The organism is Psychrobacillus sp. L4, assembly GCF_042944905.1.
Classification (GTDB): domain Bacteria; phylum Bacillota; class Bacilli; order Bacillales_A; family Planococcaceae; genus Psychrobacillus.
This window is the reverse complement of sequence record NZ_CP168496.1, coordinates 953,736-973,966: the sequence shown is the minus strand read 5'-3', so window position 1 is coordinate 973,966 and position 20,231 is coordinate 953,736. Positions and strand designations below refer to the sequence as shown.

Here is a 20,231-nt window from a genome sequence, read left to right as displayed (position 1 = left end):
AAAGTAGGGAGAATGAACATGCTACATTCTATTAAAAAAATGATTTCTGGTGAAATAATCGAACTAAAACAGCTAAAAAAAATAGTTTCCAAAATAAATGCTTTAGAAGATTCATTTGCAAATAAAACCGATGCTGAGTTAAAGTCTTACTCAGCTAATTTCAGTGAACAGTTAAGTAATGGAGTTTCTCCAGAAGAATTAATCATAGAGGCATTTGCTGTCGTTCGAGAAGCATCTAAACGAGTACTAGGTATGCGTCATTATGATTCCCAACTTATGGGTGGTGCCGTTCTAACCCAATCTCAAATTGCTCAGATGCAAACTGGAGAAGGAAAAACTTTAGTTGCTACTCTTCCTGCATATGTAATGGCATTATATAGAAAAGGAACACATATCATTACGGCAAATGAGTATTTAGCAAGTCGTGATTTCGAACAAATGAAACCTTTGTTTGAGTTTTTAGGATTAACAGTTGGTTTGAATATTTCTGGAATTGAAAGAGATGAAAAACAAACAGCATATAAGTGCGATATTACGTATGGCACAGGAACAGAGTTTGGTTTTGATTATTTAAGAGATCATATGGTGAAAAGTGAAGAAGAACTTGCTCAGCGACCTCTTTTTTATGCTTTGATCGATGAAGTCGATAGTATATTAATAGATGAAGCAAGAACACCTTTAATCATTGCAGGAAAATCCAATGCAAGCTTGAATTTATTCCCAATTATGCACCTTGTCATCGACTCTTTCAAAGATAATGAGGACTATAACTATTATCCAGAAACAAAACAAATTGTATTATTGGATAATGGCGCGGATCGTTTAGAATCTGCTTTTGGCATCGATAATGTATACGATAGTGAACACCGTGAGTTTATGCATATCGCGATGCAAACACTTCGAGCTAAAGTAGTGATGCGGAAAGATGTAGATTATATTGTAAAAGAAGATAAGATCATGATTGTGGATCCATATACCGGCCGCATTATGGAAGGACGCACATTTAGTGATGGACTTCACCAAGCAATTGAAGCAAAAGAAAAAGTGACGATTAAAGAAGAAAATAATACGCAAGCTTCCGTAATGATTCAGCATTATTTTAGATTATATAAGCATGTTTCTGGTATGACTGGCAGCGCGGTTCCGTCACGTGAAGAGTTTTGGGAAACGTACAATCTAAGAGTAACTGAAATTCCTACGAATAAACCAAACATGCGAGTGGACATGGAAACACTCGTTTATTTGACCGATGAAGATAAAATGAAAAAGATTGTGGAAGAAACACAAAAACACCATGATAATGGACGTCCTGTTTTAATCGGAACTACTTCTATTGAACAGTCCGAAAAATATTCTACTCATTTACATGAACTTGGTATTAAACACGCTATATTAAATGCAAAAACAGTAGAAGACGAAGCAGAATTGATTTCGAATGCAGGACAATTGAACAAAATTATGCTTGCAACAAATATGGCTGGACGAGGAACGGATATCATTTTAGGAGAAGGCGTTGCAGAGCTTGGTGGCCTACATATTATTGGTACGGAACTCCACAGTAGTGCTCGTATTGATATGCAACTTCGAGGTCGTGGTGGACGTCAAGGAGATCCAGGTAGTACTCATTTTATCGTTTCATTGGAAGACGAACTATTCCATTACTATGATGAAGATGAATTTGCTAAATATAAAGGGAAAGTGAAAACGGATGACACCGGTTTAGTCCTTTCACCTAATCCTACGAAGTTCGTCTACAATGTACAAAATGTAATTGAAGGCATGCATTTCTCCAGTCGTTCTCATCTATTGAAACTGGATGATATCAATAACGATCAACAAAAAGTAATGTATAATTATCGTGAAAAGGCTTTAAAAGTTGAAAATATGCAAGCACTCATCATAGATGCCATGCATGAACGTCATAGCACGCTTATAGATGAACTTTCCGAGTTAAATGTAGACAATGCTAACCACTCAGCTAACTTAAATGAAATAATGGACGAAATTAAAATTATCTCTTTGCTAACTTCTAATGAAGAAAATAGATTTGCATCTCTTAACATTGAGAACAAAGACCAGCTGAAAAAAGCATTAGAAAGTGTTTATAGCGAAGCGTTACATATCTCAAATAATGCTAGTACAGAAGATGAAATTTGGCGTGATATCCAAACTATTTATATGGAAATATTAGATAGATTATGGATTACTCATTTAGGTAATCTTCATCATTTAAGAGAAGGTATCAGCATACGTGGATACGGGCAAGAAGATCCATATCGCCTATATTCTTTCGATGCACTTCATTTATTCAATGAAATGCTCCATACATTCTTTAGAGATATCATTCGCTATTATTTACAATTAAATGCAACGAAAATAGAAGATTAAAGAAGGTCAGTACAATGGATAATTTCCGATGTACTGGCCTTTTTTTGTCGTTTCGTGGAGCTTTCCCCCTTCGAACTGCCATGAATGTTTAATAAATCGGACGAAAATACATACTGTCTATACTACTTTTTAATAATTTCACCATTCCTTTCATACTATCTAAGAAAAGATCAAGCGGGACCGTGATCAACACTCCTTCATCAGCTATATACTTCCTTTGAAGTGTGCTAGATTTGAGAAATAATGGTTGTTCTAGACCAATTATGTCCTGACCGCGACTAAATCAAGTGGAGCCGAGACCAGTTTTATGGTACGCGAGACCAACACTCCTTCACTTGCGATATAATCAATAAACTTCCTATGAAATGTGCTGGATTTTGAAAATAATGGCTGTTCGAGACCAATTTTGCCCTAACCGAGACTAATTCAAGTGGAGCCGAGACCAATTTCATATTACCCGAGACCAACACTCCTTCATCAGCTATATAATCAATAAACTAGCTATGAAATGTTTTGGAAAATATTTTTTAAAAGATAGTCTCTATGTATGGCAAAATAAACACGTTCTTTTATGAAAAGTAAACGCAGAAGCATCGCTTTATGACCCCAAGTTCAGCCCATATCCTATATGCTTACAAAAGAAACGAGGTTCCTCATGTCAAAGAAAATTATCTGGATTACACTTATTTCGTGTTTTTTTATTGGTGGTGCCGTCTATGCAGGCAGTTTATATAATGATGTTTCTACTACTATAGAAACAATACATGAACCTGAAATTCGGAAGGTTTCCGAATTAAGAACTACCGAAGTAGAACTAGTGAAAAAGGAACCTTTCTCTTTACTCCTTCTTGGTGTCGACGAACGAGAACATGACAAAGGACGTTCAGATACGATTATTGTTTTGACCGTTAACCCATCGACTGATTCAACCAAAATGGTTAGTATTCCAAGAGATACGTATACCAAAATTATCGGAAGAGACAAGTTAGATAAAATAAATCATGCCTATGCTTTTGGCGGTAACGATATGGCTTTAAATACGGTAGAGAATCTACTGAATATCCCGATTGACTATATAATTCAAGTAAATATGGAAAGTTTTTTAGAAATTGTTGATATTGTCGGAGGGGTTATTGTAGATAATGCAACGGCTTTTGAAGTGAATGGTTATCCATTTGATAAAGGGACTATCCATTTGGACGGAGAGCAGGCATTGAACTATGTTCGAATGCGAATGGATGATCCACTCGGAGACTTTGGAAGACAGGCGAGACAGAAACAAGTACTCAAAGCCATTTTAAAAGAAGGTGCCTCCCTCAATAGCTTGTGGAAATACAAAGATTTCTTATTATCCATACAGCAAAATATTCGAACAAATATGACGTTTGAACAGATGATTGATATACAAAAAGGGTATAAAAGCTCAATAAATAATATAGAAACCTTAGCATTCCAAAAAGGAAAAGGTCAGAGAATCGATGGTATTTGGTATTATATTATGGATCATGAAGAATTAGAGAATGTAACAAAAGAATTGAGGGATCATTTGGGGTTGGAGTGATAAGAACTATTACTTAAATATAAAGATTTTACGAGTACTCTTTTCTTTAATGATTAAATAATGCAAAGCAAAGGATAGCCTTTCTATTTTACATTTAGAGGGCTATCCTTTGTATTTAAATCTCTTTAAATTTTATCTTTCCACCATTTCTTAATTGTGCTATTTTCCACAAATCTTTATCAGCAACTTTGCCTAACGTTGCATAGCCTCCCACCGTCTGAGCATCTGCCATTAATACGACAGGTTGACCATTTGAAGGAACTTGAATTGTTCCAAACTGAGTAGGCTCAGAAAGAATATCACTCTTATTCATAAAATGAAGCTTCGGTCCATTAATATAATAGCCCATCCGGTCTCCACCTTTGTATGTATACTCCGAATTAAAAAAAGTATGGACGCTTTCTTTTTCGAATAAGGACAGATGTGGACTTTTCCAAACTTCAACTTCCACTTCTTGATTATATGTAGGAATTTCTGATGCAACTAAACCACGATGTAACTTTGGCAGTGATAAGTTAGGTACAGACAAAACGAACCCTTTTTTTATAGTGACACCAATATTAGCTTTAGGGTATGCTGATTTACTTCCCATCGTTGTTACAGAATCGAATCCACCTAACGCGAAAATATATGCTATACTTCCATGCATTGGTTTGGTGAAGGAAAGTATCTGACCTTTAGTAACAGTAATAGACTTCCATAAAGGAGCTTTCATACCGTCTATTTCTGCATGGAGATCTGCTCCACCAATTGCAATTGTATGTGTCGCTAATACTTCTAGAGAAAGTCCTCCTAAAAACAATTCAATCGCTGCAGCATCTGGTAAATTCCCGATGATTTTATTTCCTAAAAGGAAAGCTTGGGCATCCATAGGACCTGCAGTAGGCATTCCAAATGCACGATATCCTATTCTACCTTCATCTTGCAAAGAAGCATAAACAGCTTCTTTACACACGCGAAATAATTCCTTCATTAAACCATCTCCAAAGGAGCAACCTTAACATTTTTTGCTTCTAGTATTTTTCGAGTCTTTTGCACAATTTCCACTACATTATTTCCATCACCATGAAAGCAAAGTGTATCCGCTTTTATTTCAATCATTTTTCCACTACTAGTCTCTACTTGTTTGTTCATCACAATGTTTTCCACTTGTTTCTCTATATCTTCAAAATGTGTAAGTACTGCATTTGGGTGACTTCGATGAACTAGACGACCTGTATCATCATATTTTCGATCAGCAAATGCCTCTCCAGCAGTTTTTAGGCCGATATTATTTCCTGCTACTAGCAATTGACTATTACAAAGTCCGAAAAGAATAGCGTTCGGCGCAATATCAAATACTGCTTGGGCAATTGCACTTGCAATAGTTGCATCATCAGCAGCTATATTATACAGAGCACCATGTGGTTTTACATGTGAAAGTGCCACATGATGAATATGACAAAATGCTTGTAATGCACCTATTTGATATACAACCATTTCATACACTTCTGTTTCGCTCATACTTATATTTCTTCTACCGAATCCTTGTATATCGGGAAAGCCAGGATGAGCACCTACGGAAAGGTGATTATCTTTTGCAGCCATTACTGTTTTATTCATTACTGTAAAATCACCTGCATGAAATCCGCAAGCAATATTTGCTGAAGTAATTACTTTAAAAAGCGCTTGATCATCTCCAAGAATGTAGTGACCAAAGCTTTCTCCAACATCAGCATTTAAATCTATTCTCATATATCCACTTCCTTTATGAATCGATGATTTGCACTCGAATCATTTTTCATCTCCCACTCAATGCTTTGATATTCCTCTTTACTAACTGACGAGAATTTCAACAGATCACCCGCTTTTAAGGAAAAGGGATTTTCCCGTTCTAATGAAAATATTTCTAAAGGAGTTCTCCCAATAATATTCCATCCACCAGGTGATTCTATTGGATAAATACCAGTTTGACTTCCACCAATACCAACCGCACCCCTTGGAACTTTGACTCTCGGTTTATCGAGTCTAGGGACAAACAATTTAGGATTTAAATCACCTAAGTATGGAAACCCGGGTAAAAAACCAATCATATAAACTGTATATATTTTCTCTGAATGTAAATAGATGATTTCCTCTTTTGATCGACCGATTATTTGCCCGATTCTTTCCATGTCTTCACTATATGGCTCCTCATAACACACTGGAATAGTAATTTTTCTAGTTATGGAATGAGTACTATCTCTTTTATAACTTTTCCATTTTTCAAGAACCTCTTCGATTCTTATTGTATCTAAGATGGATGACTTTTTAAAAAATGCTGTAACAGTATGATAGCTAGGGACTACTTCTTCCAAGTAATGATTCCACTCGGAAATTAAAAAATCGGAGAATGAGTGAACAGATTGGTAAACTTCCGAACTAATCACTTCTCCAAAACTAAATCGAAGTGTTCTCTCACCTGTTCTCCACACTTCAGGCATATTATTTTTCATATTCTTCTAATACTTCAATACACGTTATAATACTTTTCTTCAAGTCCTCGTGCGACCAGCTCGGAATTTTACCATGTTGAATAGCAAGTTCGTGAGAAGCAGGAATATGAATAAAACCAGAAAGCATTTTGCTATTTGTTATTTTTGCGTGGTGCAGACCTTCATACATCACATTGTTGCATAAATAAGTACCAGCACTATTGGAAATCTCTGCAGGTAGTCCGTTGTCGATAAGCTTATTGACCATTTTACGAATTGGTAATGTAGATAAATATCCTGGTTCACCAACTTCTTGAATTAATTCATCTACTGGTTTATTCCCCTCATTATCTACATCGCCATCTTTAAAATTAATGGCAATACGTTCCGGCGTTATTTTATATCTTCCTGCAGCTAATCCAAGCGAAATCTGTACATCTGGTTGTATTTCTTCCAAATGTTTTAACAATTGTTTCCCGGAAGTTTTAAAATCTACCGACATTATTTTTCCTATTATTTGATAATCTCCAATGATCAAACCATCCAATTCCTCGACAATTTTCATTGTAGGATTCACAGTGTAATGTAAAAAAGGTTCGAATCCTGTTAACAGTAGTTTTTTCATCCTTTCGCCTCCGTTTGTAACATTATTGGACGTATTCGATATTTCCGTAAAGTTTCTTGAATAATTTCTGTCGGGCTATTTTTTAGGGCATCTATTATTCCAAACTCTAATGTGCATGAAATAGATGAAACGCACAACTAACCTTTTAAATTAAGGATAAATTTCTCTATTCGATCTAATCCTTTTTCAAGTACCTCCATTGAGTAGGCATACGAAATTCGAATATACCCTTCTCCATATGGTGTAAATACACTACCTGGAACTACTGCAACCCCGCCTTCATGCAAAAGCTTTGTTGCAAAATCAAATGAAGTCATGCCAAGCCTTTCAATGGAAGGAAAAATATAAAATGCCCCATTAGGCTTTTCCACATCCAAGCCCATCCCGATCAGTCGCTCGTACACATAGTCACGTCTTTTTATATACTCAATATTCATCTCACTTGGTGTATCTTTTGAATTCATTAACGCCTCAATAGCTGCATATTGACCCGGTACAGAGGCACAAATCGTGTTAAATGCATGCACTTTAACGACTTGCTCCATGACTTCTGCTGGTCCCATTAAAAATCCAATACGCCATCCAGTCATCGAATGTGATTTGGATAAGCCGTGAATATAAAACAATTTATTTCTTAATGCTGGATAAGATGCGAATGAAGTATGCGTCTCTGAAAAGGTGTTTTCACTATAAATTTCATCCGTTAAAATATAAATATCTTTTTCAATTAATAGATCCACTAGTTGATTCACAGTTTCTTTCCTCAACACGACACCAGTTGGATTAGATGGATAATTAAAGAATACAGCCTTTGTCTTTTCAGTTATAAGCTCTGCCAGTTTTTCTGATGAAGGTTGAAAATTTGTTTCCGTCGTATCTAAATAAACAATCTTAGCCCCGCAAAAGTGAATAATTGGTTCATATCCCGAATAGCAAGGAGCAGGTAATATGACCTCGTCCCCTTCTTCTAATATTGTGCGAAAGACAGTATCAATTGCTTCACTTGCCCCATTTGTAATGACAATTTCATTTTGTGGATCATAGGAAAAGCCATATTTATTCGTGAAGAAGGTATTAACAGCATCTCTTAGTTCAAGCAATCCCGCATTATGTGAGTACCCCGTTAAGTTTTGTTCAATTGCTTGTATGCCAGCATTTTTCACTGCTTTAGGCGTCGGAAAATCCGGCTGTCCAATGGTTAAATTTATCGCATTTGGAAAATGTACTAACTGATTAGAAAACTGTCTTATACCAGGTACTTTTAACACTTTAGCTCTTGGATTTAAATCTAGAGACATTTCAAGTCATCCTTCTTCCTCTATTAATATATAATGCTTTCAATGGATAATATACTGCCTACGCTCATGATATATAACAGAGATTGGCTTGTAAATAGTAATTGTTAGAATAATAAAAAAATAATGACCATACAACAAAGTTAAATGTTGTATAGCCATTTTTTATTGTTACATTTGGTCAGTTTCTAGACTTACTTGCCATTCAATACCAAATCTATCTTTTAGATTGCCATAGCATTTGCTAAAAAAAGTTTCTTGAAGATCTGCACCTACTTTTCCGCCTACTTTAAGTGCTTCAAAAGCAGATCTAACTTCATTTTCATCTGCACTAACGAATGCCAAGCTAACATTATTACCTTCAATAAAAGGAGATCCTGGAAAAACATCTGAAAACATTATGTTGCTTCCACTAATGTTTAGTCGAGTGTGCATAACTAAATCTTTTGCTTCCTCCGGTAATGCGTATTCTGGATTTGGCGGTGCTTCACCGAAAGTCATAATTTCTGGTTTTTCAGTCTTAAAAACTTCTGCGTAAAACTCTGCAGCATCGCGACAATTCCCATTAAAATTAAGATATACATTAACTGCCATTTGATACACTCCTCTTTTTGTCAAATTATTCATTCAATAATGAATGTCAACATCATTGTACCATTTTCCAATAAAAACATAATGCATTTTTCTAAATTCTGTTTTTATAGTTACAATTAATGGTACTTCGAGACCAATTTGACCTAAGACGCAACCAAATTACGCAAAGCCGAGACTGAATTCGCCAAACCCGAGACCAATTTATTTTCCAACAAAAAAAATGGAGCTTTTCCCACAAGTCAACTTGATGGGAAAGCTCCATTTTTTTACTATAAATAGCTGTCCAGCTAAAGAAACCAGCTGCTCGAGGTCAAATGCCAATTTTCTGCGGCGGCCGATGAAATGCCTCCTCGAAAACCGCCATTTGCTTGTCGCATCAGCGCGGCGTCTGTCGCTTTTCTTAATATACTTTATCGCCATTAAAGATGGAATTCTTTACGACCACATAATCCACATTGCGGATTGCGTCTAATTTATTGCCACCAGCATAAGAAATAGAAGATTGAAGATCTTGTTCCATCTCTCTTAATGTATCTTCTAGATGGCCTTTGTACTCGACAAACATTTTTTTGCCTTCTACATTTTTCTTTTCACCTTTTTGGAATTCAGAAGCGGAACCGAAGTATTCTTTAAACAGTTTTCCATCTTTTTCAACTGTTACGCCTGGTGATTCCTCATGACCTGCGAATAAAGAACCAATCATGACCATTGATGCACCAAATCGCACTGATTTAGCTATATCACCATGCGTACGAATACCTCCGTCAGCAATTATCGGTTTACTAGCTGCCTTTGCACACCAACGTAATGCTGCTAATTGCCATCCACCCGTACCAAATCCTGTTTTAATCTTCGTGATACACACTTTACCTGGTCCAATACCAACTTTTGTCGCATCTGCACCAGCATTTTCTAGCTCTCTCACTGCTTCTGGAGTTCCTACATTTCCAGCAATCACAAAACTTTGAGGTAAGTGTTTCTTAATATGTTTAATCATTTCGATTACTGCATTGGAATGACCATGCGCTATATCAATTGTAATGAATTCAGGTATAAGTTGTTCTTCAGCTAATTGCTGAATAAATGTATATTCCTCTTCTTTAACCCCAACACTAATGGATGCGATTAATCCACGGGATTGCATATCTTTAATAAAAGATACTCGCTTCTCCGGTTCAAAACGATGCATAATATAAAAATATCCATTTTCAGCTAAATAATTAGCGATTTTATCATCTATTATTGTCTGCATATTCGCAGGTACTACAGGCAACTTAAATGTATGTCCACCTAAAGTTGTAGTTGTATCACATTCTGATCGGCTATTTACGATACATTTCGCCGGAATTAATTGAATATCTTCATAATCAAATGCATTTTCCATGTTTTACACTCCTAAATACGAATATTAAAACTAAAGTCGAACAAAATGTTCGTCCTTTTGATAATTTACATCATTTTCATGCGTATGTCAAAGGTTTTAATAATAGAATGGAAGTAAGAAGGAAGGCAAAGCTGACAACTGTGTAACAGAGATTGACCTGGTACAAATTATTAATGAGTTATCTTAATATTAGGCATTGCATCAAGCTCGTTAGTCATCCAAATTATTCCACTTTATAAAACATAATACTGGCTTACAGTTTTATGTTTCAGTTCGCTTTTTAGAAATACTGCGTCGTAAGAAAGTTGCCGCTGGGATTTCCGCTGCAGGGCGGACGCTTTCCACCGGGTGAGCGATGAGCCTTCACCGCCGCTACGCGTTCGTTGTGAAGTCTCATTTGCCCACAGAGGGTCGAAGGCTAGAAGCGCCACATCGTGTGGCAACACCTTCGTGACCAACATCCTGTTGGCCTCCGGTAGGAGTCGCCGCCCTTTCGCTCCAACCCAGAAGAAACTTATTAACTATTCAGTAGTATTGCGCAAAGTTATCCACTCTACTAATCCGGATATTATCACCCAATAAATAATGCGCAACATACGGAATATTTTCAATGGCGACATATAATTTAATGCAAAGTTAAGGCTTTATTAAGAGAAAGTAGTCGCATTCTCTCCGTGATTTGACTCGTCCAACCATTTATTGGATTTTATTTTAGATAATATAGTTAAGATTAAAAAGTGAATAGTGACACTGAATAGTTAGCAAATATGCTGGATTGCAGCGGCAGGCGGCGACTCCGGAGGGATCAGGGAGACAGATGAGACCGCACAAGCGGCGCACATGCGACGGTGCTGGCTCATCGCTCCCCCTCGGAAAGCGTCCGCCTAGAGCGGAAATCCCTGCGGTCACTAAGACGCAGTATATCTACAGTGAGAAGAAAAACTAATCGTATATCAACCTAAATGTATTAGTTGGGAAAAATATGATAATCAACAGTCGTGGCATTGCATATACTATGTTGATGTTATCATTTCAACTTGAATAGGCTCTTAATAGTTCCTATTCACCATGTATGTTTCAATCCACTTTATTCGTTCACTTAATTCGAGTAATGCTTGCATGATTTGATGTTGTTCCGTTTTAGTTACAATAGTATGCATCTCCATATGTTCTACAGATTCCTCTACTTTTTGTAAACTTTGACCCATTACTTCTACAAAATACTTTAGTTTCATACTACATTCCTCCATTCATTTATAAATACTATTGTAAATAGTTCCCAAGTTAACTCAACTGTCAGAATTCATCGTAAATTAGCATAATAGCATTTTGAAAGGCATTTGCTGTCCAAAATTCACTTTTAGAGCACTTTATATACCCAAAATTTTATTTTCGCATTCCAGTGCTTCCATAAATAACTTTTTATAGATGAATAGTTAAGGAGATGATTTTGTGCATTCAAATCCTGTTGATCCAGAAGAAATGGCCATGAGAAAGAATTTAGATTTAATCGCTTCCCTCAATATGATTGGAGAAGGAGGTCCTGCACCAATTCTAGAAGAGGAGGAAGTAAAGGAAGTTTCTACTGAATCAGAAAATATTCCTCCTACTTCTCAGTAACCCCACTTTTGTGGGTTTTTTTATGGAATAATAGACCTTAGCTTTTCCCCTTTCATTGTATTCCGCCGAATATTATGATAAATTGAGATGTTCGTTATCACTTAACAAAAAATAGGATACCAACAAAAAAGTAAGCATTATATTTAAGTAATTCAAGTAATTTACAATTGGAGGAGGAAGAAGAAAGAAGATGAAAGATGCATTAACAGAAATAAAACCTATTGTGGAAGCAGTTTTTGAGCATCTTCATAGTTATCCCGAAATAAGCTGGGAAGAAGTTGAAACAACAAAGTACTTGAAAGAATTGTTAACAAGTGAAGGGTTTGATGTAAAGACTTTCGATGATACTACTGGATTAGTCGTTACAATCGGAAGTGGGAAGCCTTGTGTTGGACTTCGAACGGATATGGATGCACTATGGCAAGAAGTTGATGGTGAATTTAAAGCGAATCATTCGTGTGGACATGATGCACATATGACAATGGCAATAGGTACCCTTCTTTTATTGAAGCAACTGGGTGTTCCTCAAAAAGGAACTTTGAAAGTTTTATTTCAACCCGCGGAAGAAAAAGGACAAGGGGCACTTTCTTACGTGGAAAAAGGTTTAGTAGATGATATGGACTATTTGTATGGTGTTCATCTCCGGCCGATTCAAGAGTTAAGAAATGGCTATTGCTCCCCTGCAATTATACACGGAGCAGGAAAACTAGTGAGTGGTAAGATTCACGGCGTGGAGGCACATGGTGCAAGGCCACATCTTGGCGTAAATGCTATCGAGGTTGGCGCACAATTAGTGCAAGCAATTCAAGCAATTTATTTGGATCCAATGATGTCTTATTCGGCAAAACTAACAAGATTTCTTGCTGGTGGAGATTCCGCAAATATTATACCTGGAAATGCAGAGTTTAGTATCGACATTCGAGCGCAATCGAATGCTGCCATGAATGAGTTGATGGGTAAAGTAGAACATGCCATTCGATCTGTTGCGCTTCTAAACAATATTACAATTGATTTTCATATTGAAACGGAAATAGTTGCTGCGCAAGTCCATCAAAGAGCAGTGAAATTCATGAAAGAAGCAATAATTGAGACAATCGGAATAGACTATTACATTCCTCCTATTATTACCCCAGGCGGAGAAGATTTTCATTTTTACACATTAAATAGGCCCGCTATTAAAGCAACCATGCTCGGACTAGGCTGCGATTTAACACCGGGGTTGCATCATCCAAATATGAAATTTAAGCATGAAAGTATATTAACTGGTATTGAAATTCTTGCCCGTACCGTAATGGTTACTTTTCAAGGAAGTGAATCTGTTGAGTGATACCATAGCTATTCGTGTATTAAAATCAACGGAAGAAATGCGTCTTGTCCAACAATTAGAGGAAACAGTTTGGGGTATGGGCTCCATTCCAGTACATCAAACACTTACTGCTGTAAAAAATGGCGGACTTATAATTGGTGCATTTGACATGAAAAAATTAGTTGGTTTCTCCTATGGATTCGCTGGGTTTAAAAATGATGAAGTTTATCTATGCTCGCATATGTTAGGTGTTCATCCAGCTTATCAGCTGCGTGGTATTGGTAAAAAGTTAAAAGATAAGCAACTTATTATCGCAAAAGATATGGGATACAAGCTGATCACTTGGACCTTTGATCCGTTAGAGAGTAGGAATGCGTATTTAAATGTTTCGAAACTATATGGAATTGTCGACACGTATATTGAAAACTGTTATGGTGAAATGGAGGGCGGCCTTAACGCAGGCTTACCTACAGACCGTTTACAAATAGAATGGCGAATTACGAGTAAACGTGTAGAAGATAAATGGATGCCAGTGAATCTAATCTATGAACAGCCCTTTCAAATTATAGTTTCGAAGCATAATCAACCAATGTTAGTCGAACCTTTTTTATTCGAACCAATACAAGAAGGGTATGAATTACCAATCCCTCGCCACATTCAAGAAATAAAGACGGTGGATCCTGAACTAGCATTAAACTGGCGCTTGCAAACAAGAAAAATTATGCAACAACTATTCACAGCAGGCTATGCGTTAGTATCTGTACGAAAAACTGTTGAACCAGTTAGCTATTATCAGTTTGTTAAAAAGTCAACAATACCATTCCATTAAAGGAGTAGTCACATGTTAATCAAAGAAATGAATATACGCAAAATGAACATGACAATGAAATCCCCTTTCTCTACAAGCTTCGGTACTTTCCAAGTAAAAGAATTTCTATTATTAGAAGCAACAGACGAATTAGGAAATACGGGGTGGGGCGAATCAACTGCATTTCAATCCCCATGGTACAGCGAAGAAACACTAGAAACGAACTTACATATAATTAGAGACTTTTTAATTCCACTCGTATTGGACAGAGGTTTTAACCATCCAGATGAAGTAAGCGAACTATTTGCTCCTCTTCGCAAAAATAATATGGCAAAAGCAGCAGTCGAAGGTGCTATTTGGGACTTGTATGCGAAACGAAATAAGCTAACACTTGCAGAAGCACTTGGAGGCACCGCTGAAAAAATTGAAGTTGGAATTAGTATAGGTATCCAAAAAAGTGCTGCTGAGTTAATAAAATTAGTACGTGGCTATGTAGCAGAAGGCTATAAACGAATGAAAGTAAAAATTAAACCTGGACATGATGTGGAGATTCTTCGTGCACTACGCGAGGCTTTTCCGGATGTTCCGCTTATGGCAGATGCTAATTCTGCGTATACATTAAATGATATTGAATTGTTAAAACAGCTGGATGAATTTAATTTAACAATGATTGAGCAGCCGCTTGCTTCGGACGATATTATCGATCATGCAAAACTGCAAAAAGAATTGAAAACACCGATTTGTTTAGATGAAAGTATTCACTCATTAGAAGATACCCGAAAAGCATTTGAACTTGGTAGCACCAAAATTATTAATATTAAAATTGGACGTGTTGGCGGTTTAACCGAATCGAAAAAAATTCATGACTTTTGTATGGCAAACGGCATTCCTGTTTGGTGTGGAGGAATGCTAGAATCTGGAATCGGACGTGCCCATAATGTAGCACTCACAACTTTGCCAAATTTTATTCTACCTGGAGATACTGCAAGCTCTTCGCGTTATTGGGAAGAAGACGTGATTACACCAGAAGTAGTTGCTGAAGATGGCTATATTACCGTCCCAAAAGCATATGGCATTGGATATGAGCCAAATATAGAAGCCATGGATCGCTATACGGTGGATCAATTTCATTTTAAATCTGAATGACTGGTTAGTACCTAACAAGGTGGGTTTTTATCGATTTACTATACTGAAGCTTCAAGTAGTTTTCCTGGGGACCTAGTCAGCTCTACTGGCGCGGATAGCATCTAGGTAGGTGCTTATAGAAGTGCACATTTAGATAATAATGATTTTAAGACAGCTTTAGACAGGAACGTTTCTTTTCATCCATAAGCTAGTTTTATATGACATTTTCAATGTTAACAAATGATTACCTCGGTATTTTTATGATATAATAAGGTATTCAAAAAAGAGATGGGAGCATCACAATGTTAAAAGATATTTTTATGACATTATCCGAAAACCAACTATTAAATAGTGCAGCAAAAAGATATGGTTTAAAAATGGGTGCACAACATGTAGTAGCTGGAACTGATATTAAAGAAACAATCGAAAGTATTAAGAAATTAAATGCTGTAGGGATATCATGTACAGTTGATAATTTAGGGGAATTTGTTTTCGAAAAAGAAGAAGCTTTAGAAGCTAAAAATCAAATCATCGCTGTAATCGAAGCAATTGAAGAAAACCAAGTAGATGCTCATATTTCGTTGAAGCCATCCCAACTTGGTCTAGATATTGACTATGATTTTGCATTAGAAAACTTAAAAGAAATCGTAGCTATTGCACATAAATATGGTACATTCATCAATATTGATATGGAATCAAACAAACACTTACAACCTTCTTTTGATATTTTGGACGAACTTTCCAAAGACTATGATAATGTTGGAACCGTAATCCAAGCTTATTTTTATCGTGCAGAAGAAGATATTCAAAAGTATAAAAACTTCCGTCTACGTATCGTAAAAGGAGCTTACAAAGAACCTTTAGAATATGCATACCAAACGAAAGAGGAAATCGACAAAAACTATGTAGAATTAATCGAATGGCATTTACTAAACGGTAAATTCACTTCTATCGCGACACATGATCACAATGTGATTAACCATGTTAAGCAATTTATTAAAGATAACAATATTCCAAACGATAAATTTGAATTCCAAATGCTTTACGGATTCCGTACAGACATGCAACTACAACTTGCAAAAGAAGGCTATAACTTCTGTACGTACGTACCATTTGGTAAAGATTGGTACGGATACTTCATGCGCCGTCTTGCAGAGCGTCCACAAAACTTGAATCTTGTCGTTAAACAAGTATTCAATAAAAACACAAATACTCTACTCGGAATCGCTGCTGGCGCATTCGCACTTGGAAGAATAACAAAAAAAAGTAAAAATAAACGATAAAACAGAAACACTGCACGGCCGTTAATGATTAATGGCAGCGCAGTGTTTTTTATTATTACAAATTTGTTACGGGTGCCAGGCACCCGTAACGAATTTGTAATAATAAGATCTATAAAAAAACACCTTATTCTACGGGGAATGGTAGAGTAAGGTGTTTTATACTTCACTTCCTTGTTATCGCTCAAGGGAATGGTTTTATTTAAATCGCCGTAATAATCTTTCGTCTACTTCGCTTTGTTGTTATCGCTTTAATCCCCGTTGATTAATTCCCCTATTATTATTCAAATGTTTTCTGAACTTGCTTCCTTCTAAGCTCGTTCATCAACTTTATAAACTATTTACTTGTTAATCTAATAGTAAATCACTTAAATGAGAATACAGATAGAGTTTTATTAGAATTTGATGAGAGTTTTTTATTCCCATGTAACTGAAAGTATTTTACCCGAAATAGCATGTACTTGAATCGTCGCTTTACTTTGTTTTGTTTTAGTGCCTTCTTTTGATTCACTATCCGATAAGGATGCTTTCATTACAATTAAATAGTAACCACCTTCATTTGTTTTAACAAATGAATTACTTTCAACGGTACCTTTAATCTGTTGTTGAGCAGTTTTAATCGCTTGTTCTTCTGAGATCAGAACGGTTGGTGCCTTATCATTCTTCGAATCAGTATCTGGTTTTTTCGAGTCCGCATCTGGTTTCTTTGCATCCGATTGAATCATTAAAGATTTGATAGGTGATGTTTGTTGTTCTTCTGCCTTTGCGTCCTCTGTTTTGGGAGTTTCTAATAGTGCGGATTCTTCCTTCACTATTTCCGTTTTAGCAACTTCTGTTTTTGTTTGTTCCAGGTTTGACACGTCATCTTTTTCTACTTTTGTTTCGTCTGTTTTAGATGACTCTGACTTTAAAACATCTTTTATAACTGCTTTATTTGGTTTTTCTTCTTTAAACTGCTTTTCTTCAGTTGCTTTTTCTTCCACTTTTGTCTGTATAGATTTCAAACCTTTTGGAGCAATCATTACAACTGATTTTTGTGGTTGGGTTATTTCTGATTTCATAATTTCATTTTGGTATTTTTTGGTGATAACAATTTTCGTAGGAAGCTTTACTGTTTCTACCTTTGCCGTGGAGTTGGTTTCATCGCTGCTTTCCAGTAAAGGTTGTTCTAGAATTTCCAGTGTATTTTCCTCCACACCCTCAGCCGAATCTTTACTTACATCGCTTTGTTGATCAATGGCAAATTCATTCGTTTTTTCAAGGGAATATACATCACCGGTGACTGCATTCATTTCTACCAAATAAAAAACGCCACTTTTTGTAATAACCGCCTTGTAAATATCTTGATTCATCGTTACACCAGCAACTTCTGCATCATACATTTGCTCGAGTTGGGAGCGGATTTCATTTTCAGATATCGACTGTTTATTATGTGTGATATTCAGTAGAATTCCTATCCCAAAAGCCACTATTATCGTAATAAAAACGGATAGAAATCCTTTTGTTTTGATAAACTTCATTCACGCTTTCCCTCCTCCAAAATATCATACTTCATCAACATTAAAAATTGCTGAGAATTTAATCTTTCGGAATTAAAATGTGAATAGTTGTACCAAAACCTACAACACTTTCAATACTGAGTTCAACAGAAATTCGAGCTGCTATGTCTTTAGCAATTGCCATACCAAGACCAGTCCCGCCAGTTTTCCTATTTCGGTCTTCATCTACTCGGTAAAAACGGTTGTAAATATGCTCCAAATCTTTTTTAGGAATTCCATTTCCATAATCCATAATAGATATTTTTGTTCCCTGCTCATTCTTTAAAATAGTCGTTTTAATTTCTTTTTCACTATACTTCCGAGCATTATCTAATAGGATGAAAAGCAATTGTCTTAATTGTTCTAAATCTGTGTTTGCATGGATGGGACCTTCGCCTTTCAATAAAAACTTCCTATTATATGCAGTGCGCATAGACTGTAACGTAGTTTCGACGAGTTCAAAAACATCTACCACTTCAGTAGAACGAACTAATTGCTCATTACTCTTAGCTAATAAAAGCATTTGTGAAATCATTTCTTTCATCCTACTTGTTTCACTAATAATTGCTTGAACAGATTCATTTGCTATCTCCGCATTACGAAAGCCGTGTCGAGATAGTAATTTTGCATAGCTCTCAATAACGGTTAATGGCGTTTTTAATTCGTGGGAAGCATCCGAAACAAACTGTTCTTGTTTGTTATAGTTTAGTTCCAGTTGTTCCATCATTTCATTAAATGAAATCCCCATTTGCGCCATTTCATCTTTTCCGTTTGCTGGAACTGAGATTTTTTTATATTTCCCAGACACTCTACTTTGTGACATCGTATTTATTAACTTTTTTATTGGACCAGTTATAATTTTACCAAGCATAATACTAGAAATTGCCATAAGGAGCATACCTGCTAATGTAACCCCTACTAATATGAGTTGCAGAAAATCTAGATTTTTATTCACTTCTACTAGTAGTTTCATTGTCTGAACTTCTTTAACTTCCCCGTCCGCCCATATAACCGGCTTGCTAATAGATAAAATAGGTATTCCTTGAAAAGTGCCAATTGAATATCGCTCGCCAGCTTTAAACTTCGGTTGATAATTATTCACATTATTCACCGATTGAACAAACAATTTCATTTCTCCTTTACTATCATTCACACGAATAGCACCTTTAGAAGGAATGAAAGTCCGTAAAATGGTTGCAGCATCGTCCTCCACTTCCATTTTACTTAATGCCTTAATCAACTCATCAGCTTCCATGTTAAGCTGGTTATATTCTGTATCATAAGCCATTTTTTCAAAAATAAAATAAACACCTATATTCATCATACTTAAAATAAGTAGAGTAAGAAATGTTGAAAATAGGTGTATTTTCGTATTAAGCCTCATTCTTTTGCTCCTTCAAAACATAGCCAACCCCACGAACAGTTTGAATAAGAGAAGATTTCTGATTTTCTTCAATTTTTTTTCGAACATATCGTATGTAAACATCCACAACATTTGTATCTCCGTAATAATCAAAACCCCATACTGCATCTAAAAGCTGTTCTCTAGTTAGCACTTGATGCGGGTGTTTCATTAAGTAAAGCAATAAATCATATTCACGAGGCGTCAGATTAATCGATTGTCCATCTCTACATATTTCACGAGTTTGCTCGTTTAGCATGAGCGATTCAAATATGTGCACATTCTCGTCCTTTATTAATGGTGTTGCGGCAGATTTTGAAAATCGAATGGAGGAACGAACACGCGCTAGAAGCTCTTCAATTTCAAACGGCTTCGTTACATAATCATTTGCTCCAAGATCGAGACCAGACACCTTATCCTCTATCTCACTTTTAGCTGTCAATAAAATAACAGGCGTATCAGATTCCGTCGCTCTTATTCTCCTCAGAACATCCAGCCCATTCAGGCCAGGTAGCATTAGATCCAATAGTATTAAATCCCACGACTTCTCTCGATACTTAATTAGACCATCTGTACCGGTGTACGCGATTTCGACCTCGTATCCTTCGAACTCCAGCTCCAATTGCAAAACGCGTGCAATGTTCTCCTCATCCTCAATAATTAAAACCTGCTCCTTCATCCGAATCCCCCTCTTTTCCCCTTATTCTATCACACAACACAAACGCCTGGTTTGAATCTATACAAGAGTGTTACTGGTGCCTGGCACTAGTAACACTCTTGTAATGATAGATCCATTTTACGGTGATTTAACTATTGGTTGGGGAGAACTTATTTCGACATATTGGAAAAATG

At 36.3% G+C, this 20,231-nt stretch carries 18 protein-coding genes; 7 read left to right on the top strand and 11 right to left on the bottom strand.

Annotated elements, in window-relative coordinates:
* Positions 1-18: 18 nt before the first annotated feature.
* Both secA and ACEPXG_RS04560 read left to right on the top strand, forming a co-directional pair.
* A complete protein-coding gene (secA, locus tag ACEPXG_RS04565; protein ID WP_391207955.1) occupies positions 19-2,388 on the top strand; it encodes a preprotein translocase subunit SecA in 2,370 nt (789 codons plus the stop codon).
* Between the two features lie 655 nt (positions 2,389-3,043).
* A complete protein-coding gene (locus ACEPXG_RS04560) occupies positions 3,044-3,949 on the top strand; it encodes an LCP family protein (protein ID WP_391207953.1) in 906 nt (301 codons plus the stop codon).
* Positions 3,950-4,064: 115 nt separating this feature from the next.
* Here the strand turns inward: ACEPXG_RS04560 and ACEPXG_RS04555 are convergent, their stop codons facing one another.
* The 8 genes from ACEPXG_RS04555 to ACEPXG_RS04520 form a co-directional block, all read right to left on the bottom strand.
* Positions 4,065-4,922 carry a biotin-dependent carboxyltransferase family protein gene (locus tag ACEPXG_RS04555; RefSeq protein WP_391207951.1) on the bottom strand — a complete coding sequence of 286 codons (858 nt, stop codon included), beginning with the start codon at positions 4,920-4,922 and terminating at the stop codon, positions 4,065-4,067.
* Positions 4,922-5,683, bottom strand: coding sequence for a LamB/YcsF family protein (locus ACEPXG_RS04550; protein ID WP_391207949.1), 762 nt, complete (start codon positions 5,681-5,683; stop codon positions 4,922-4,924). Before ACEPXG_RS04550 ends, ACEPXG_RS04555 begins: the two co-directional genes overlap by 1 nt.
* Positions 5,680-6,423 (bottom strand): 5-oxoprolinase subunit PxpB, encoded by a 744-nt coding sequence (gene pxpB / locus ACEPXG_RS04545; protein ID WP_391207947.1) that lies wholly within the window; start codon positions 6,421-6,423, stop codon positions 5,680-5,682. The genes ACEPXG_RS04550 and pxpB overlap by 4 nt, the downstream gene beginning before the upstream one ends.
* A complete protein-coding gene (locus ACEPXG_RS04540) occupies positions 6,413-7,027 on the bottom strand; it encodes a pyroglutamyl-peptidase I (protein WP_391207945.1) in 615 nt (204 codons plus the stop codon). Before ACEPXG_RS04540 ends, pxpB begins: the two co-directional genes overlap by 11 nt.
* Before the next feature lie 137 nt (positions 7,028-7,164).
* The gene (locus ACEPXG_RS04535; RefSeq protein WP_391207943.1) at positions 7,165-8,325 is read right to left on the bottom strand and encodes an aminotransferase class I/II-fold pyridoxal phosphate-dependent enzyme; all 1,161 of its coding nucleotides are present in this window, start codon (positions 8,323-8,325) and stop codon (positions 7,165-7,167) included.
* Between the two features lie 168 nt (positions 8,326-8,493).
* The gene (locus ACEPXG_RS04530; protein WP_391207940.1) at positions 8,494-8,916 is read right to left on the bottom strand and encodes a VOC family protein; all 423 of its coding nucleotides are present in this window, start codon (positions 8,914-8,916) and stop codon (positions 8,494-8,496) included.
* Between the two features lie 400 nt (positions 8,917-9,316).
* Positions 9,317-10,300 (bottom strand): GMP reductase, encoded by a 984-nt coding sequence (gene guaC, locus ACEPXG_RS04525; protein ID WP_391207938.1) that lies wholly within the window; start codon positions 10,298-10,300, stop codon positions 9,317-9,319.
* 1,049 nt (positions 10,301-11,349) lie between these two features.
* Positions 11,350-11,535 (bottom strand): hypothetical protein, encoded by a 186-nt coding sequence (locus ACEPXG_RS04520; RefSeq protein WP_391207936.1) that lies wholly within the window; start codon positions 11,533-11,535, stop codon positions 11,350-11,352.
* Positions 11,536-11,752: 217 nt separating this feature from the next.
* Here ACEPXG_RS04520 and ACEPXG_RS04515 point away from each other — a divergent pair, with 217 nt between their 5' ends.
* The 5 genes from ACEPXG_RS04515 to ACEPXG_RS04495 all read left to right on the top strand — a co-directional run bounded on the left by ACEPXG_RS04515 (position 11,753) and on the right by ACEPXG_RS04495 (position 16,442).
* On the top strand, positions 11,753-11,920 hold the full coding sequence (locus ACEPXG_RS04515; protein ID WP_391207934.1) for a hypothetical protein: 168 nt from the start codon (positions 11,753-11,755) through the stop codon (positions 11,918-11,920).
* Positions 11,921-12,110: 190 nt separating this feature from the next.
* Positions 12,111-13,247: a M20 peptidase aminoacylase family protein gene (locus ACEPXG_RS04510; protein WP_391207931.1), complete on the top strand. Its 1,137-nt coding sequence runs from the start codon at positions 12,111-12,113 to the stop codon at positions 13,245-13,247.
* Positions 13,231-14,055 (top strand): GNAT family N-acetyltransferase, encoded by an 825-nt coding sequence (locus tag ACEPXG_RS04505; protein ID WP_391207929.1) that lies wholly within the window; start codon positions 13,231-13,233, stop codon positions 14,053-14,055. The genes ACEPXG_RS04510 and ACEPXG_RS04505 overlap by 17 nt, the downstream gene beginning before the upstream one ends.
* A gap of 12 nt (positions 14,056-14,067) precedes the next feature.
* Entirely contained in the window at positions 14,068-15,180 is a 1,113-nt protein-coding gene (gene menC / locus ACEPXG_RS04500) for an o-succinylbenzoate synthase (protein ID WP_391207927.1), read from the top strand.
* A gap of 281 nt (positions 15,181-15,461) precedes the next feature.
* Complete coding sequence (locus ACEPXG_RS04495; protein ID WP_391207925.1) at positions 15,462-16,442, top strand: proline dehydrogenase family protein; 981 nt, start codon at positions 15,462-15,464, stop codon at positions 16,440-16,442.
* A gap of 413 nt (positions 16,443-16,855) precedes the next feature.
* On the opposite strand, the gene ACEPXG_RS04490 is transcribed toward ACEPXG_RS04495, so the two are convergent.
* The 3 genes from ACEPXG_RS04490 to ACEPXG_RS04480 are packed head-to-tail and all read right to left on the bottom strand — an operon-like array spanning position 16,856 to position 20,058.
* The gene (locus ACEPXG_RS04490; RefSeq protein WP_391207923.1) at positions 16,856-17,959 is read right to left on the bottom strand and encodes a PepSY domain-containing protein; all 1,104 of its coding nucleotides are present in this window, start codon (positions 17,957-17,959) and stop codon (positions 16,856-16,858) included.
* A 58-nt stretch (positions 17,960-18,017) separates the two neighbouring features.
* Positions 18,018-19,361, bottom strand: coding sequence for an ATP-binding protein (locus tag ACEPXG_RS04485; protein ID WP_391207921.1), 1,344 nt, complete (start codon positions 19,359-19,361; stop codon positions 18,018-18,020).
* Positions 19,351-20,058 (bottom strand): response regulator transcription factor, encoded by a 708-nt coding sequence (locus ACEPXG_RS04480; protein WP_391207919.1) that lies wholly within the window; start codon positions 20,056-20,058, stop codon positions 19,351-19,353. The genes ACEPXG_RS04485 and ACEPXG_RS04480 overlap by 11 nt, the downstream gene beginning before the upstream one ends.
* Positions 20,059-20,231 lie beyond the last annotated feature (173 nt).

Excerpts from the sequence above, each read along its gene's own strand:
- ACEPXG_RS04510 (WP_391207931.1), top strand. The coding sequence starts at position 12,111 with ATGAAAGATGCATTAACAGAAATAAAACCTATTGTGGAAGCAGTTTTT.
- ACEPXG_RS04550 (WP_391207949.1), bottom strand. The coding sequence starts at position 5,683 with ATGAGAATAGATTTAAATGCTGATGTTGGAGAAAGCTTTGGTCACTAC.
- ACEPXG_RS04535 (WP_391207943.1), bottom strand. The coding sequence starts at position 8,325 with ATGTCTCTAGATTTAAATCCAAGAGCTAAAGTGTTAAAAGTACCTGGT.
- pxpB (WP_391207947.1), bottom strand. The coding sequence starts at position 6,423 with ATGAAAAATAATATGCCTGAAGTGTGGAGAACAGGTGAGAGAACACTT.
- ACEPXG_RS04560 (WP_391207953.1), top strand. The coding sequence starts at position 3,044 with ATGTCAAAGAAAATTATCTGGATTACACTTATTTCGTGTTTTTTTATT.
- menC (WP_391207927.1), top strand. The coding sequence starts at position 14,068 with ATGTTAATCAAAGAAATGAATATACGCAAAATGAACATGACAATGAAA.
- ACEPXG_RS04540 (WP_391207945.1), bottom strand. The coding sequence starts at position 7,027 with ATGAAAAAACTACTGTTAACAGGATTCGAACCTTTTTTACATTACACT.
- ACEPXG_RS04520 (WP_391207936.1), bottom strand. The coding sequence starts at position 11,535 with ATGAAACTAAAGTATTTTGTAGAAGTAATGGGTCAAAGTTTACAAAAA.
- ACEPXG_RS04530 (WP_391207940.1), bottom strand. The coding sequence starts at position 8,916 with ATGGCAGTTAATGTATATCTTAATTTTAATGGGAATTGTCGCGATGCT.
- ACEPXG_RS04490 (WP_391207923.1), bottom strand. The coding sequence starts at position 17,959 with ATGAAGTTTATCAAAACAAAAGGATTTCTATCCGTTTTTATTACGATA.
- guaC (WP_391207938.1), bottom strand. The coding sequence starts at position 10,300 with ATGGAAAATGCATTTGATTATGAAGATATTCAATTAATTCCGGCGAAA.
- ACEPXG_RS04555 (WP_391207951.1), bottom strand. The coding sequence starts at position 4,922 with ATGAAGGAATTATTTCGCGTGTGTAAAGAAGCTGTTTATGCTTCTTTG.
- ACEPXG_RS04485 (WP_391207921.1), bottom strand. The coding sequence starts at position 19,361 with ATGAGGCTTAATACGAAAATACACCTATTTTCAACATTTCTTACTCTA.
- ACEPXG_RS04480 (WP_391207919.1), bottom strand. The coding sequence starts at position 20,058 with ATGAAGGAGCAGGTTTTAATTATTGAGGATGAGGAGAACATTGCACGC.
- secA (WP_391207955.1), top strand. The coding sequence starts at position 19 with ATGCTACATTCTATTAAAAAAATGATTTCTGGTGAAATAATCGAACTA.
- ACEPXG_RS04495 (WP_391207925.1), top strand. The coding sequence starts at position 15,462 with ATGTTAAAAGATATTTTTATGACATTATCCGAAAACCAACTATTAAAT.